Origin of the sequence: Pseudomonas sputi (assembly GCF_021603585.1) — a bacterium.
Lineage (GTDB): Bacteria > Pseudomonadota > Gammaproteobacteria > Pseudomonadales > Pseudomonadaceae > Aquipseudomonas > Aquipseudomonas sputi.
In genome coordinates this window covers 1-14,725 of record NZ_BQHI01000001.1, presented here as the reverse complement: position 1 = coordinate 14,725, position 14,725 = coordinate 1, and the positions used below count along the sequence as shown (strand labels likewise).

At 53.6% G+C, this 14,725-nt stretch carries 15 protein-coding genes; 7 read left to right on the top strand and 8 right to left on the bottom strand.

What is annotated here, in order from left to right; translation table 11 throughout:
* Positions 1–21: 21 nt before the first annotated feature.
* From L6D81_RS00075 to L6D81_RS00060, 4 genes are all read right to left on the bottom strand, one after another.
* The gene (locus L6D81_RS00075; RefSeq protein ID WP_236177228.1) at positions 22–543 is read right to left on the bottom strand and encodes a hypothetical protein; all 522 of its coding nucleotides are present in this window, start codon (positions 541–543) and stop codon (positions 22–24) included.
* Positions 543–1,271: an alpha/beta fold hydrolase gene (locus tag L6D81_RS00070; protein ID WP_197869993.1), complete on the bottom strand. Its 729-nt coding sequence runs from the start codon at positions 1,269–1,271 to the stop codon at positions 543–545. The genes L6D81_RS00075 and L6D81_RS00070 overlap by 1 nt, the downstream gene beginning before the upstream one ends.
* Before the next feature lie 3 nt (positions 1,272–1,274).
* Complete coding sequence (locus L6D81_RS00065) at positions 1,275–1,772, bottom strand: PAAR domain-containing protein (protein WP_011335137.1); 498 nt, start codon at positions 1,770–1,772, stop codon at positions 1,275–1,277.
* Positions 1,773–1,911: 139 nt separating this feature from the next.
* Complete coding sequence (locus L6D81_RS00060; RefSeq protein ID WP_236177221.1) at positions 1,912–2,571, bottom strand: ribonuclease T2; 660 nt, start codon at positions 2,569–2,571, stop codon at positions 1,912–1,914.
* A 165-nt stretch (positions 2,572–2,736) separates the two neighbouring features.
* On the opposite strand from L6D81_RS00060, the gene L6D81_RS00055 reads away from it, so the two are divergent.
* From L6D81_RS00055 to L6D81_RS00030, 6 genes are all read left to right on the top strand, one after another.
* Positions 2,737–3,219 carry a hypothetical protein gene (locus L6D81_RS00055; RefSeq protein ID WP_236177199.1) on the top strand — a complete coding sequence of 161 codons (483 nt, stop codon included), beginning with the start codon at positions 2,737–2,739 and terminating at the stop codon, positions 3,217–3,219.
* Between the two features lie 95 nt (positions 3,220–3,314).
* Positions 3,315–5,018: a copper resistance system multicopper oxidase gene (locus tag L6D81_RS00050; protein WP_236177196.1), complete on the top strand. Its 1,704-nt coding sequence runs from the start codon at positions 3,315–3,317 to the stop codon at positions 5,016–5,018.
* A gap of 11 nt (positions 5,019–5,029) precedes the next feature.
* Entirely contained in the window at positions 5,030–5,920 is an 891-nt protein-coding gene (locus L6D81_RS00045) for a copper resistance protein B (RefSeq protein WP_236177194.1), read from the top strand.
* A 31-nt stretch (positions 5,921–5,951) separates the two neighbouring features.
* On the top strand, positions 5,952–6,326 hold the full coding sequence (gene copC, locus L6D81_RS00040) for a copper homeostasis periplasmic binding protein CopC (RefSeq protein ID WP_236177187.1): 375 nt from the start codon (positions 5,952–5,954) through the stop codon (positions 6,324–6,326).
* A gap of 3 nt (positions 6,327–6,329) precedes the next feature.
* Positions 6,330–7,205, top strand: coding sequence for a copper homeostasis membrane protein CopD (copD, locus tag L6D81_RS00035; RefSeq protein ID WP_236177179.1), 876 nt, complete (start codon positions 6,330–6,332; stop codon positions 7,203–7,205).
* A 59-nt stretch (positions 7,206–7,264) separates the two neighbouring features.
* Complete coding sequence (locus tag L6D81_RS00030) at positions 7,265–8,056, top strand: transporter substrate-binding domain-containing protein (protein WP_236177177.1); 792 nt, start codon at positions 7,265–7,267, stop codon at positions 8,054–8,056.
* A 3-nt stretch (positions 8,057–8,059) separates the two neighbouring features.
* Here the strand turns inward: L6D81_RS00030 and L6D81_RS00025 are convergent, their stop codons facing one another.
* The gene (locus tag L6D81_RS00025) at positions 8,060–8,269 is read right to left on the bottom strand and encodes a hypothetical protein (protein WP_236177175.1); all 210 of its coding nucleotides are present in this window, start codon (positions 8,267–8,269) and stop codon (positions 8,060–8,062) included.
* Between the two features lie 355 nt (positions 8,270–8,624).
* Between L6D81_RS00025 and L6D81_RS00020 the strand changes: the two genes are divergently transcribed.
* Positions 8,625–9,029, top strand: coding sequence for a DUF7079 family protein (locus L6D81_RS00020; protein WP_236177169.1), 405 nt, complete (start codon positions 8,625–8,627; stop codon positions 9,027–9,029).
* Positions 9,030–9,133: 104 nt separating this feature from the next.
* Here the strand turns inward: L6D81_RS00020 and L6D81_RS00015 are convergent, their stop codons facing one another.
* The 3 genes from L6D81_RS00015 to L6D81_RS00005 form a co-directional block, all read right to left on the bottom strand.
* Positions 9,134–9,493, bottom strand: a complete 360-nt coding sequence (locus tag L6D81_RS00015) for a DUF6124 family protein (protein ID WP_236177167.1) — start codon at positions 9,491–9,493, stop codon at positions 9,134–9,136.
* A gap of 662 nt (positions 9,494–10,155) precedes the next feature.
* On the bottom strand, positions 10,156–13,077 hold the full coding sequence (locus L6D81_RS00010) for a hypothetical protein (protein ID WP_236177165.1): 2,922 nt from the start codon (positions 13,075–13,077) through the stop codon (positions 10,156–10,158).
* Between the two features lies 1 nt (position 13,078).
* Positions 13,079–14,482: a KAP family P-loop NTPase fold protein gene (locus L6D81_RS00005; RefSeq protein ID WP_236177158.1), complete on the bottom strand. Its 1,404-nt coding sequence runs from the start codon at positions 14,480–14,482 to the stop codon at positions 13,079–13,081.
* Positions 14,483–14,725: the final 243 nt, after the last annotated feature.

Here is a 14,725-nt window from a genome sequence, read left to right as displayed (position 1 = left end):
TCCCCCCGATGGGCGATGAGCTCAGGGCTTGTTGACTTCGCGCAGCAGGTCTGCGACCGGGAGGTTCATGGTGTTTGAGTAGTAGGGTTTGTAGCCGTAAGCGGTGACGACGACTTTGCAGGGGATTTGTTGTTTGCCTGAGAGGAGTTGGTTCAGCTCGGCCGCTGATAATTGTCGTTGTGAACTACGGTTGCTGGACGTTTCGACCAGAAACGCGTTGGTAAGGTAGGAAAATCCGGCGCTTTCTCCCCGTCCCTTGTCAGAGTCAACCAAACCAACTGCGGAAAACTGGATGGCCTTGCCCACCGAAAAATCCACATCATCTGCCAAAGCACAGTTAAGAGTTCCCGAAACCATCCCTACTCTTTCACCTCTACCAAAAAGATCTAAAACATCAATATCAGACTCGTATCTAATGTCGTACAGAAGCGATCCGCTTTCTCTGCCAACAGATATAAAACTTAAAGTGGCCGGGGGTTTTGCATGATCTTTGGCGCACCCCGAACAAGCAGCTAAAAACACGCAAAGGATAAACTTATACATTAGGAAAACTCTTCCATGATGGAGTCATACAACAAATCACTCGCTGATTTTGTTCCAGCTATCTGCGCAGTAAATAGCCCCAAAGCATTTGCATGATTCGTGTCGACATTAACATTGAGTGATGGCCCGCAGGAGATAAGCCATTTTTCTCCAAAGTCAGCCACACCGTCTGATGGATTTCTTTGGCTAGGTGTCGCCTTTATGTTAATCCAGTCGGCGGTGATGGGTTCAGGACGCTCGCGATATATATCTGACCCCAACCAAACCAACGTACCTTCACCTACGGGATCGAGCGTAATCAACATCTCGACTCTATAGCCCCACTCCGACATGATTTTTGTCAGATGCGCGCCATTCCATCCGCCAAGGCTATGACCCACGATATAGACAGGGCAACTTTTATAGGGAATTAGACTTAGAACATATCTCTGAATATCCCGTTTTCCTCTGACCTCGTTGTAGCCTAACCACTCTGATCGATACCTGCCTTCTTTCAACAGTTTTTCAGTTCGTTTATCAAAGCGCCGTCGTGCCTCCTGGATGTTTCCATATGGCCCTGAAAAGTAATAACTCTCCTTATCCCCAGCGCCTCCCACAAACACAACAACCGCCTTGGTACTCTCCACCGGCACAGCCTTCACACTGACATCCTTCTTGTCCGTCAGCGTATGTTCCTTGTGCAGCTTGTAATTGTTGCCTTTCTCGCACGTGACCGTTTCCGCACCCATGCCTCATTCCTCCAGAAACAGTTTGATGGTTTCCGGAAGGTGCGAACTGATCGTGTGGGTAAAACCGGCGGCGTCAGACACGCCGTGCTCCATCCGACCGTCCGCGCGCTGAATCATGTACGGATGATTCGGCATCGGTTCGCCGGTGGTGTCGTTCACCAGCTGCAACTTGTCGGTGAAGTGCACCGGCATTGGCAGCAGGCCGCTGAAAGGGGCGTTCACCACGGTATCGCCGATGATCACGGTGCCAGATCCACCGATGACCACATTCCCATGCCCACCGGTGCTGTCCAGGGTGGCGGCGTTCAGGCCATTGATAAAAACCGTCGAGGCAACGCCACCGGTAATCGGGCTGCCGCACGCCGACTTGTCGGTCATTCGTGCAGCGGGCAGCCCGTCGAAATTCACATTCGGCGAACCACTGACAATCGGGTTGGTGCCATGCCCCGGCAACGGGCAGGCGGTCGGGTCGGTCACTCGGGCAGCGGGTTTTCCGCTCATGAAAAAGCTCCTTGCAGTATCGCGTCATCATCCGTGGGGCGCGCAGCATGAACAAAGTCCTTCCATTGATCAAACCCGATTGCAAAAAAAACAGGCGCCTGAAAAGGCGCCTGTTTTTTATGACCGGTAACCGCTCCGGTCAACGCGACGGCGGTACTCGAATATCCCCCGCCCGGCACTGGGTTTTCACGTCCTTGCCGCACGCGCCGAATTGCAGGTCCTTGCCCATGCACACACGCACTTCCGAGAGTTCCGGGCCGTTGCAAATGACGGCGATACCGTTTGACGGGATGCCCGGATTGCTCCTGCGGAACAGGTCGGCAATTTCCTGCGCTTCGAAGTAATACGAGCTACTGAACGGTTGCAGCTCTTCCGGAATTTTCACCGCGGCCACGGCTTTGTCCGCTTCGTCCAGATAGCCCATCGCGCCGAGGCCGCTGCAGGTGCCGTGCTTGCTCCATTCGTGATCGAGCAGTTTCTTGGTCGGGAACAACGTCAGGCCTTTGGCCGTTTCGGTGGCCGACAGGTTGGTCTGCGGCGGGCAGGATTGCGGCCAGCCGCCCTTGGCGTATTGCGGCCACAGGCCATGCAGGACAAAACCGTAACCCTTGCCGGTGCATTGCGGGTCGCCTTTGTGGGTCAGGCAAAAGGTCGGCGACCAGGACAACGTCAGCAGGTAGTAATCGAACACCCCCGCCACCGATTCCGCCTTGCTGGCGGACGACTGGCGCGCCGAACTCAGGCCGATGCTACCGACCGTCAGCGCAATCAGCGCCATAATTGTAAAAAGCTTTTTCATGTTCCCGTTCCTTGGGACGCTTGCGTCCGTGGTTTCTGTGGTCTGACCATCACTTGGCCAGACGCTGATTGAGTCATGCCCGTGTTGCAGGCGCATGACGCAGGGCAAAACCTGCATTACTTTGAAAGGACTACGATGATGTTGAAATCACCACAGGGAACCGACATGAGTAAAGCAGACGAACTCGCCGCGAAACTCAAACAAACCCGGCACACCCATGCTGACGAAATCACCTGCGCCGAACTTGAGATCGATTGTTGGCCGGCGCAGGTCTACGCCTTGTATCACCGAATCGAAAGCTGGTTGCAACCGGTCACCGAGGTCGGCCTGAAGATCCGGCGCAATCCTACGCATGTTTGCGAAAGTTCACCGGATGGCGAGACCCATGACTACGCCATCGACCAGTTGATCATCGAAGCCAACCACCACAGCCTGACGTTCGACCCCATTGCCCGGTTCACCGAAGATGGCTCCGGGCGTGTGCAAATCGTCCTGTCAGGACGCGAAGCGTCGCTGCTGCGCACCGTCGACGAACACGGCGAAAGCCATTGGTGGTTGCAGACGCCCGAGACCGGGCAACAGCTGGATGCGATTGCGTTGACGGAAAACAACCTGCTGCTGGTGGTTCAGGAGGGACTTGGGTTGTAGGTCGAACCTGACAAAACTGTAATCCACGCCTCAGCCAGCTGAAAGCTGCTGCGGGTTAGCTTCTCCGTCATTGGTCAAACGGGGACTTCCAGCGCATGCCTTCAACCACCTCAAGACGCACCTTCGTCAAAGGCCTCGCCGCCGGCGGTCTGCTCGGCGGCCTCGGCCTGTGGCGCACGCCGGTCTGGGCCTTGAACAGCCCCGGCCAGATAAATGAACTGAGCGGCACCGATTTCGAGCTGTTCATCGGCGAAACCCCAGTCAACTTTACCGGCCGGCCCCGCACCGCCATGACTATCAACGGCAGCCTGCCCGGACCGCTGCTGCGCTGGCGCGAAGGCGACACCGTGACGCTGCGGGTGCGCAACCGGCTCAAGGCAGACACCTCGATCCACTGGCACGGCATTCTGCTGCCGGCCAACATGGACGGCGTGCCGGGCCTGAGCTTCAAGGGCATCGAGCCGGGTGGCGTGTACGTCTACCAGTTCAAGGTTCGCCAGCACGGCACCTACTGGTATCACAGCCATTCCGGCTTGCAGGAGCAGGCCGGCGTCTACGGGCCACTGGTGATCGATGCCCGGGAGCCCGAGCCGTTCCAGTACGACCGCGAGTACGTAGTGATGCTCAGCGACTGGTCCGACGAAGACCCGGCCAGCCTGATGAAGACCCTGAAAAAGCAGTCCGACTACTACAACTTCCACAAGCGCACTGTCGGCGATTTTATCCATGACGTCAGCGAAAAAGGCTGGGGCGCGACCGTCGCCGATCGCACGATGTGGGCGCAGATGAAGATGAATCCCACCGACATCGCCGACGTCAGCGGCGCCACCTACACCTTCCTGATGAACGGCCACGCCCCGGATGACAACTGGACCGGCCTGTTCCGCCCCGGCGAAAAATTGCGTCTGCGGCTGATCAACGGCTCGGCCATGAGCTACTTCGACGTGCGCATTCCCGGATTGAAAATGACCGTGGTCGCCGCCGACGGTTTGCACGTCAAACCGGTCAGCGTCGACGAGTTGCGCATCGCCGTGGCGGAAACCTATGACGTGATCGTCGAGCCCGCCGCCGACGCCTACACCCTGTTCGCCCAGGCCATGGACCGCACCGGCTACGCCCGTGGCACCCTCGCCACCCGCGCCGGTTTGTCGGCTCCGGTGCCGGCGCTGGACCCACGCCCGCTGGTGACCATGGACGACATGGGTATGGGCGGCATGGATCATGGTTCGATGGACATGAGCGGCATGGATCACTCGAGCATGAACATGGGCCCGATGCAGGCGCACCCCGACAGCGAAAAAGACAACCCGCTGGTGGACATGCAAGCCATGACCACCGCGCCGAAACTCGACGACCCCGGCCTCGGCCTGCGCAACAACGGGCGTCGCGTCCTGACCTACGCCGACCTGCGCAGCACCTTCGAAGACCCGGATGGCCGCGATCCGAGCCGCACCATCGAACTGCATCTCACCGGCCACATGGAGAAATTCGCCTGGTCGTTCAACGGCATCAAGTTCTCCGACGCCGAGCCGCTGCGCTTGAAGTACGGCGAGCGTATCCGCCTGGTGCTGGTCAACGACACGATGATGACCCACCCCATCCACCTGCACGGCATGTGGAGCGACCTGGAAGACGAAAACGGCAATTTCCAGGTGCGCAAACACACCATCGACATGCCGCCCGGCACCCGCCGCACTTACCGCGTGACCGCCGACGCGCTCGGCCGTTGGGCCTATCACTGCCATCTCCTGTACCACATGGAAATGGGCATGTTCCGCGAAGTGCGGGTAGAAGAATGAGGACGCCGACCATGACCCGATTCGCCGTGTTTTCGTTGTCGCTCCTGTCGATGGCTCCGGCCTTCGCCGCCAGCGACATGCAGGGCATGGATCACAGCCGGATGGCTGACATGCAAGGCATGGATCACAGTCAAATGACCGACATGCAGAGCATGGACGACGGCATGATGCAGCCCGCCGCGCCGACCGAAAGCCGCACGCCGATCCCGGCGCTGACCGATGCCGACCGCGCCGCTGTGTTCACCAGCCACGCCGGACACCAGGTCCACGACAGCGCCATCAACACGTACTTCCTCGCCGACAAACTCGAATGGCAGGACGCCGACGACGCCAGCACCCTGGCCTGGGATTTGTCCGGCTGGATCGGCGGCGACATCGATCGGCTGTGGCTGCGCTCCGAGGGCGAGCGCAGCAACGGCAAGACCGAAAATGCGGAAATCCAGGCCCTGTGGGGTCATGCGGTTTCGCCGTGGTGGGACGTGGTCACTGGCGTGCGCCAGGACTTCAAACCCGGCGCCCCGCAAACCTGGGCCGCGTTCGGTCTGCAGGGCATGGCGCTGTACAACTTCGAAGCCGAAGCCACGGCGTTCCTCGGTGAAAACGGCCAGAGCGCGGTGCGCCTGGAGGGCGACTACGACATCCTGCTGACCAATCGCCTGATCCTGCAGCCGACCGCCGAACTCAACGTCTACGGCAAAAACGACCCGCAACGCGGGATCGGCTCAGGCCTGTCGAACACCGAAGTCGGGTTGCGCATGCGCTACGAAATCCGCCGCGAATTCGCGCCGTACATCGGCGTGACCTGGAACCGCTCTTACGGCAATACCGCCGATTACGCCCGGGAAGAAGGCGAGGATCGCAGTGAAGCGCGACTCGTCCTCGGCGTGCGGCTGTGGTTCTGAATCCCCTAAAAAAACAACACCGAGGTCTTGCATGCGCACATTGAAAATCACCCTTGTACTCGTCAGCGGCCTGCTCCTGAGCACCCTGGCCCAGGCCCATCCGAAACTGCTGTCCTCGACCCCCGCCGAAGGTGCCGACGGCGCGGCGCCCGGCAAAATCGAACTGCGTTTTTCGGAGGATCTGCTGACCCAGTTCTCCGGCGCCAAACTGGTGATGACCGAAATGCCCGGCATGGCCCACTCGCCGATGCCGATGAAGGCCAAAGTCAGCGCTGGCAGCGACCCGAAAACCATGCTCATCACCCCGCTTTCGCCTCTGCCGGCCGGCACCTACAAGGTCGAATGGCGCGCGGTGTCGTCGGACACACACCCGATCACCGGCAACGTCACGTTCAAAGTGAAGTGAGCGATGGCTGAACTGATCAACATCCTTCTGCGTCTGGCGCTGTACGTGGATTTGCTGCTGTTGTTCGGGTTGGCGCTGTTCGGGCTGTACAGCGTTGACGCGGCGCTGCGGTTTCGGCCGATGCTGCGCGGGATGGCGTTGATCGGGGCCCTGCTGTCAGTGGCAGGACTGGTGCTGATGACCCGCACCATGAGTGGCGAAACGGCGTTCGCGGCGCTGTGGCCGCACCTGCAAATGATGGTGCTGGAAACCGACGTCGGGCTGGCGTGGACGCTGCGGATGATTGCGCTGATCGCCGTGATGATCTCGCCGCGATTGTGGCCGGCATCGATGGCCGGCGCCGTCGCCCTCGCCTCGCTGGCCTGGAGCGGGCACGGGGCGATGGACGAGGGATCTCAGCGCTTCTGGCATTTTCTCAGCGACATCCTGCACCTGCTCGCGGCGGGGGCGTGGCTGGGCGCGATGCTCGCGTTGATCTTGATGTCGCGGCTCGACGCACTGTGCAGCGAGGCGCGCATTCGTTCGCTGGCCGATTCCGTCAAACGCTTCGAAGGCGTCGGCGCAGGGATTGTGCTGATCCTGTCGGTCACCGGCGTGGCGAACTACCTGTTCATTGTCGGCCCGACACTGGGCGAAGTCCTGCTCGGCACCTACGGGATTCTGCTGGCGATCAAGGTTGTGTTGTTCGGAGGCATGTTGGTGCTGGCCGCGTTGAACCGCTTCCACCTCGGGCCGTTGCTCGAACAATCGTTGCGCGCCGGGCAGCATCAAGTGGCGGCCAACGCCTTGCGCCGCAGTGTGGCATTGGAACTGGTGATTGCGCTGTTGATCGTGGCACTGGTGGCGTGGCTGGGCACGTTAAGCCCGGAACCGGGATGACACCCGGTAAACGCATTCACTACACTGGCCCGCACCTCCACTGCACAAGCCCGATCTCCATGACGATTCCAAAAAGCACGATGATCTTCTGCGGCCTGCTGGCCATGGCCGGCGCGGCCCAGGCACAGGAACCGGCCTCGCACCTCGACACCATTCAACAACAAGGCCAGTTGCGCGTCTGCACCACCGGCGACTACAAACCCTACACCTTCAAACGCCCGGACGGCGGCTTCGAAGGCATCGACATCGCCATGGCGCAAACCCTGGCCGACAGCCTCGGCGTCAAGGTCGAATGGGTGCAGACCACCTGGAAAACCCTGATGCCGGACATGCAGGCCGGCAAATGCGACATCGGGGTCGGCGGCATCTCGGTGACCCTCGAACGCCAGAAAAAAGCCTTCTTCAGCAACACCCTCGACGTCGACGGCAAGATCCCGCTGGTGCGCTGCGCCGACCAGTCCAAATACCAGACCATCGACCAGATCAACCAGCCGAACGTGCGCCTGGTCGAACCCGCCGGCGGCACCAACGAAGCCTTCGTCCACGCCTTCCTGCCCAAGGCGCAACTGGCCTTGCACGACAACGTGACCATCTTCGAACAACTGCTCGACAACAAGGCCGACGTGATGATCACCGACGCCTCCGAAGCCCTCTACCAGCAGAAACTCAAACCCGGCCTGTGCGCCGTCAACCCGAGCCAGTTCATGCAATACGGCGAAAAAGCCTACCTGCTGCCGCGCGACGACATCAGCTGGAAACTCTACGTCGACCAGTGGCTGCACCTGAGCAAAGTCACCGGCCAATACCAGAAAGTCCTGAGCGAATGGATCGCCGTACCCGCGGCCCCGTAAACCTCAGTCGTCATGCATCAGGCCGGAGCTGTACTGGTTGAAACTGTTACCGATATCGCTCCCGCCGAACTTCAACGTATTCACGTTCCGCGCCTGCGGCGACTGACAGTCGCTGGAGAAACAACTAGTGGTGGTCAAGCCACCGGAGCCGGAGCAGGCGCTTAAAACCGAGATGGTGGCGACGAGCAGTAGCGCTTTGAGTGGATTGTTCATGGTGTGTGGCGCTCAGGTGGGGTCGGGATCTTGTAGAGGGATCGTAGGCCTGCGCGGGTGGCGGGGAGATGAAACTTGCGGGGGTTTCAGCGTGGGTTCAGGTTCGGCCTTTCACAAAGGTTTACATCGGCTTTCCAGTTCGCTCGGTATAGTTTTTTGCAACTTACGAGACCTAGAGAATACGCAATGCCGTCGAACAGCCAGTTGGTAAATCCTGACCTGATAATAGGTTTTTAACGGCTCTAAGCGTCGGAAAAAATCAACTCGATTTCGTTTTTTTGCGCGGTTTGAGAGCCACATTCACGGCCGCCCTTAGAAGCAAGGCTGACACCATCGCATGACAGGACGTCAAAAAATGGCTGAACCAACCACTGGGAAGACATCCTCCATCAAGCGTGACTGGGCGTTAGCGACTGAGAAAGAGCGCTCCCACGTCTATTGGGCACTGTCCGACGCGTTTGTAGACAACGAGGTCAACTACGAATCCATCGCGCGCCAGACCGAAGATTACGACCCGCAAGAAATAAAGCGAATTCTCTACGAGGAGGTCGCACCTGTCTGCCATTCGAACCTTGAGACAGTGATCCCGATGATCTGGTCTGCGTTCAACCTTGAACAACTAACGTCTGACATTAGTGAAAATCTGAGCGCCCGAGAGCGCAGCCGTTATCGACGCCAAATAGACAAACTGCTGATACGTTGGCTTGAGTTCCGGTACAGATACATATGGAAAGAAATCTCCAGGCACTATCGAAAATAATCTGCGCTGTGCGCACATTCTCTACTCCCCTTCCCTTCATCACGCGGGTGACGGACCCTCCGCGACAGCAAGCTGCGCCATTTGCCACAGAGGGTCGCAACGACCTACTTCGGCTCGACGTTATCCAGCGCCTGATTCACCGCCAAAGATCCCAACATCACCAACTGCGCAATGCCGATAGCGGTTTTGCGGTGGGCGGGTTCCAGGGTGGCGGCGAGGTTGTTGAGCATTTCGCTCGCCGATCCCAGTGATTCGCTCGCGTTGGCGAGCAGGGATTCGGTGTCGTAGGCCGGGTTGGCGAAGTACATCGGGTCATGTTTGGTGTGGCTGCCCATGATCCGTTGCTGCGGGGTGAGGTAGTGATCGAGGGCGCGCTCGGCGGCTTCGTTCAGGGTTCGTGAATCGGGGAATTTGTAGGGGGAAACCGGATCGGTTTCTGGTGGGTTGGGTGTTGGTTTGAACATGGAGTAACTCCCGACGGATAAGAGGTTAGGAGCCGCCACCTTCGCTACCAAACTAGGGTGGAGGCCATACGCAGGTTGGTAGACCGGCCGTCAGGAACCCCGGCGCATCCGAAGATGCCCTGCGCATGACCACCATAAAACGAAGGCACTGAAAGCCTCCGCAAGACAGTAGTCTTGTGCTTCTGACGGAATCCGGGCTACCAAACCCGATCACTGGTTTTCAGTGACCCAGGAACGATAGAACCCCCGTGCTAGAGGCACAAGCCGGCGGATTCTGTCTTAGGTGTAGGGGGTGGCGCAAGGATGTGTAGGCATTGACTGCTCATGGTGAAACCAATTTAAACAATAAATTTTTTTATTGTTTAAATTGGTGCGAATGCTGAGTAAATACTTCTCATAAATAATGTAATTGCGATCAATTCCGCATATCCCACACTCGTCAGCAGCGGAATTGGGGACAGATTAATTACATCTCCAAATCCAAAATTAACAAACCCTGCCCTTTCGCCCTGCGCCCCTCCTCACTACGCTAAAACAAATGCAATGGCGAAACTCCCTACAACGCTACCATTCCCGCCATGTCGGTTAAGCATCGCAAAAAAGCTACGATGAAGCTGCATAACGGCTCCCTCGTCGTCAAAAGCAATCAACCCTACACAGAATTAATGCATTGCGATATTGAGTCCCACAGTACTCTCCAACATAGAATAATCCTTGACACTTGAGCCAGTGAGATCGAGATGCCGAAGTGAAGAAAGTGAAACCAGCGATGAAACATCAGAGACAGACTTAGAGCAAATTTCCAAGTACCTTAGCTGCGAAAGCTTGGATAAAGGCGACACATCAGAAACTTCCAGATCCGAAATAGTTAAAATTCTAAGATTATTCAGTTTTTGCAGAGGCGAAACATCATCAACATTCAAATTTAAAAGATGTAACGAAAACAAATTCTTAAACCGCGAAACGAATTTCAGACCATTAACCGGAACGGTATCCAGCATCAAGCTACGAAGTGTAGCTTCTTGCACATCAGAAAAATCGACTATAGAACAACGGGAAACAACCAACCCTTCTATACTAATACTTTCAATCCCGCTTAGACTTGTAATCTCAAGATCTTCTAAGCAAAGTCGCTCTATCCTTTTCATACCCCGTAAACTTTCAATGCTCTTTAACGGTAGCTTTTCAAGCGTCAAGCCTCCCAATTTCCCAATAGACACCAAACCTGACAAATCACAAACCTCTACCGTATCCAGAACCAGATACCCTAACTTCTTTACTGTTGATAAGAAGTCTAGATTTGCTACTGGCATTCTGCGGACAGTGAGCGAATTAATCTTCTTAAGAAGACTGACCGAAGTCAGATCACCAACATCCATTCCAGACAATTCCAGAGAAGACAGCTTTTTAAGTGAAGAAATTGCAGACAAGTCTGAAAGCGCTAGGCCATCCACCTCCAACTCTTCCAAATTTTTAAGGCTAGCAATTGGTGAAATTTCTTGAACGGGCAAGTCACGCAACTTCAAAACTCTCAAACCTTTAGAAAACTTTATCCGTGACAAATCAGCAACGTTTCCACCATCTAAAACCAAGCATTTAAGACTACTGAACAAAATAGAAGAATCTACACCTAAGAAGTTCTCCGATGACTGACAAACTATCAAAACCCTAACTTTTTCGGGAGAAAAAATACCAGCCACGGAGGAGGTATATTTATCAATTGCTTGATCCTCCCCCTCTTCCTCTCTAGGTTGACTCACAACATGGGCATACCCTTGCGCAACAAGGGACAATAAAACCGTACTTGAACTAGACATCCCCAAATGTTCCCACTCACGAAGAGCAATAACACTACAACCATCTGCGAGACGATCTCTCCAAAACTCATCAAGCCGAATATGTTTATTTTTCAGTAGCCTCGCAGCCAGTTCGGCGATATTAGAATCAAACTCAGATTGCGAATCGAACATTATACTCGCAAGATCCTCAACCCAATCCGCCCCCCTCTCCGCCGAGATCAACTCAAATAAAAATACAAAGGTCTCAAGCCATGCATAGTACTCACCCCAGCTAGCCAAGCTCTCTCTAGTCACCACTTCGTCTTTTGAGAGTTTGTTACGTATAAACGCTGGTCGAACTATACAAGACTCCAAATAGCATGCACAAAAATACTCTTGGAAGCTTAAATGAACAAATGCATACTTACCTTCTCCTCGAGGAAGTAGCAGGCCACTTCGTCGTGCTACCCAACTCAAGAATGTTTTCGCTGCATTAGAAGCGGAAGCAACTCCTGAAACCATTAATGCTTCAGTCAACCACGCTTCCACACTACTCTCATCCACTAACACGCCAGAGTTTCGCTCTTGTACTCCACTCGTCCCACGTAGTTGCTGCATTTTGAAGCCGACATAAGCCAGCCAAGACTTCCGTTCTTTCCAAGTATATGGAGCTAACGCATCACCCGGATCAATTTTTCGCTGTTTGTCGATAGTATTAATATATGCATTTACAATTTCATCATAAAGCAACGCTTTTCCATCAGGCAAATGTGCACGTTCTCGATGCACAATAGCCATCAAACTCAACAAATTTGGAGTGCGCGCTAACTTTTGCGTCACTTCCGACTGACTCAATGAGACAAGTAAATCCGTCGTACGCTGGCGTGCTTCTTGCTCGGTATGACAACGCTGCCTATACCAATTTTCTGAAAATAGAGCGATTTTATTCTGATCAAAGGGCATTAGGTATCTGATTTGAGCCCAGCGATAAGAATCAAAATTCATATCAAGGGATTTATACCCACTCCCATAGGGCCTTCCCTTTTTTATTATATGGGAGGAAACCAGTTCTACCGAACTTTTAAAATCGACTAGCTTTTTATTCGCATCTTCTACAGAGATATTTTTTGCCGGACGATCAACAGGCCCATCTTCGTAACCAACAATTCGAGAGGTTGCAAGAACACAGGCGTTCTGTCCATGAGCAATCCTCATCCAGTTTGAGACAACATATCTATTCTCAAGTGGTATCTCATCGACACCGTCCAGTATAAGTACATATTCTCCTGCTTCGACACGCTTCCTTAAAGAAGCCTCCAGCTTTTCTGAAGATTTCTCACCCAGCAATTGCTTTGAAATATAGCAAGCCAAATCGGATATACTGAAATCTTCCGAAAATACTGACGCATGAATATCTCGAAGAATACAAGGCAGAGGAACACGATTATCCAAATATTCAGGAAGAGGCGTTGTTAATCCCGACGAAAGTCTCCAAGCGAGCCAGTTGCTCAAGGTAGTCTTTCCACCGCCCGGATCCCCTAAAACAACCAACTGCCCAAATTTCTGAAGTTCAGAAAGAAGTGTATCTCCTGAGGGCCAAGTGGTGGGATCATTGTCAGCACTCACAGGTTCCGTAGACACTTGTGGCTGAACAAATAGCGTTTCTATTTGAATTGGAGGAAGATCATGCATCGAAGGCAATGCCAACACTTCAACAACGCCGTGGCGCCTTTTGACTTCCCCTAAATAAACTCGAAGATCTACGTCGTCCCACAAGCCAATGAGCTGAGCTGAAGTAGTTTTCATTTTAGACCTTCTTCACAATCTGTTTTCCGGACAATAAACCTTGAAAATCTATTGGGCGCAAATGATCACGATACTCACGAATCAATTCATCCACCCAAAAAACATCGATATCTCCAGGATTAGGATACTGTAATGCCCATGCTGGAGCTCCCCCTGCCCCAGCATTAGAAACTCTCGTCGTCAGTTTGAGGGCTTGAGCCCAACTCGGAGTCATTACAGCACCATTTGGAGCAAAACTTCTTTCTCCATTACACCAAGCTAAAAAATCTCCCCAAAAATCCAAATTATGATGCCATCGCTCCCAAATATCTCGGTGAAACTGATGAATATAAGCTGCCACAATAACTCTCGCAGCCCAGATCTTTTGCTCTTCTACAGTTGAGGGAAAAGCAATGCAACCAGAAAACCTTGCCCATTGATTGGCCAGTGCTTTTAAACGCCGGGGATTGGGAGGCAAGCATACAGTATTTCCGACACACAAGTTAAATGCATTCACATACTCTACAGAAACGGAAGCAGACAATAGCTTACTAAACAAAGCAGTTGAATTATCGGGCAACGGAAGTCGATACACATCAGTGCAGATTTTCTCCAAATAATGGCTAGCATGCAAATGCATCTCCTGTGGAGTAGCATTACTTGGGGCTGATATCTCATCTCTTATCGCATCAAGAACAACACTTTCATTCATACCAATAACGAAAACACAGTTAGGCAGATTCAAATAAATCTTCAAACCTTCCAGAAGTCTAATTGCAGCCTTCGGATTACAACGATCTAAATCATCTATAAATACGACAATTCTCGATCGTTCACCGTTAGGTAACAAACTAACTATAGTTTCATGCAAATGCTTTCTTATTGAATCCGTATTTAGTGCTTGAGCATGATGCCTTGATTCCCAGGCCTCACCAATTTTCTGAATTTTCTCTCCACTTGGCAGCGCCTCAATCCCAATTGCCTTACCTACATCACTAAGACCATCGAGTGTATAACGTAGTGCAATTTCACTAAACTTTAAAAACTTCTCCTTTACAGCTGGCATTATTGCAAGCTGCCTTCGCATCTCCTGAAGTAGAGCTACAACCGGTGTCGGCTCGTGCTGATACCGCCAAGAATCGAACCAAACCGTCGCAATAGCCTTTTTCGCTTTTTGCTTCCTCGCAACTTGCCCCTTTTTTATTGAGCCATCGTCTTCACACTCACCACCCAAACCATATTGGAGCTGCCTCATAAAACTAGTTTTCCCGCTCCCCCAGTTTCCGTGAATACCTAAAACGTGTGGAGTAGGACAGTTTTCAACTCGATGAATCAATCTCTTCAATTCCCCTCCCCACTCCAGTTTATCTTCAAGAGTAGGAAGGTCATCAAGCAGAATTTCTTGATTCATAATTAAAATTTCCATATACAGAGAACCAATAAAAGGATGCCCAAAAAGCCTGCCCCTTCAATTATTCCGAAGCATAGTAGCAGCGCTACTTCCCATGTTGCAGAGGCCCCGAAAAAAATTCTACTCTTTGGCAGGTGTCTACGCTTAGGTCCGTCACCTAAGGAAAAATTTGAACTGATTTATTCCTTGAGGCCCTTTTTTAAGCTACGCCCCCCCCCTATTTACGCCCTGTTTAGGCGCCCTCCAGCCACTCTCCCC

Coding starts and splice junctions, on each gene's coding strand:
- L6D81_RS00075 (WP_236177228.1), bottom strand. CDS start 543: ATGTATAAGTTTATCCTTTGCGTGTTTTTAGCTGCTTGTTCGGGGTGC.
- L6D81_RS00070 (WP_197869993.1), bottom strand. CDS start 1,271: ATGGGTGCGGAAACGGTCACGTGCGAGAAAGGCAACAATTACAAGCTG.
- L6D81_RS00065 (WP_011335137.1), bottom strand. CDS start 1,772: ATGAGCGGAAAACCCGCTGCCCGAGTGACCGACCCGACCGCCTGCCCG.
- L6D81_RS00060 (WP_236177221.1), bottom strand. CDS start 2,571: ATGAAAAAGCTTTTTACAATTATGGCGCTGATTGCGCTGACGGTCGGT.
- L6D81_RS00055 (WP_236177199.1), top strand. CDS start 2,737: ATGAGTAAAGCAGACGAACTCGCCGCGAAACTCAAACAAACCCGGCAC.
- L6D81_RS00050 (WP_236177196.1), top strand. CDS start 3,315: ATGCCTTCAACCACCTCAAGACGCACCTTCGTCAAAGGCCTCGCCGCC.
- L6D81_RS00045 (WP_236177194.1), top strand. CDS start 5,030: ATGACCCGATTCGCCGTGTTTTCGTTGTCGCTCCTGTCGATGGCTCCG.
- copC (WP_236177187.1), top strand. CDS start 5,952: ATGCGCACATTGAAAATCACCCTTGTACTCGTCAGCGGCCTGCTCCTG.
- copD (WP_236177179.1), top strand. CDS start 6,330: ATGGCTGAACTGATCAACATCCTTCTGCGTCTGGCGCTGTACGTGGAT.
- L6D81_RS00030 (WP_236177177.1), top strand. CDS start 7,265: ATGACGATTCCAAAAAGCACGATGATCTTCTGCGGCCTGCTGGCCATG.
- L6D81_RS00025 (WP_236177175.1), bottom strand. CDS start 8,269: ATGAACAATCCACTCAAAGCGCTACTGCTCGTCGCCACCATCTCGGTT.
- L6D81_RS00020 (WP_236177169.1), top strand. CDS start 8,625: ATGGCTGAACCAACCACTGGGAAGACATCCTCCATCAAGCGTGACTGG.
- L6D81_RS00015 (WP_236177167.1), bottom strand. CDS start 9,493: ATGTTCAAACCAACACCCAACCCACCAGAAACCGATCCGGTTTCCCCC.
- L6D81_RS00010 (WP_236177165.1), bottom strand. CDS start 13,077: ATGAAAACTACTTCAGCTCAGCTCATTGGCTTGTGGGACGACGTAGAT.
- L6D81_RS00005 (WP_236177158.1), bottom strand. CDS start 14,482: ATGGAAATTTTAATTATGAATCAAGAAATTCTGCTTGATGACCTTCCT.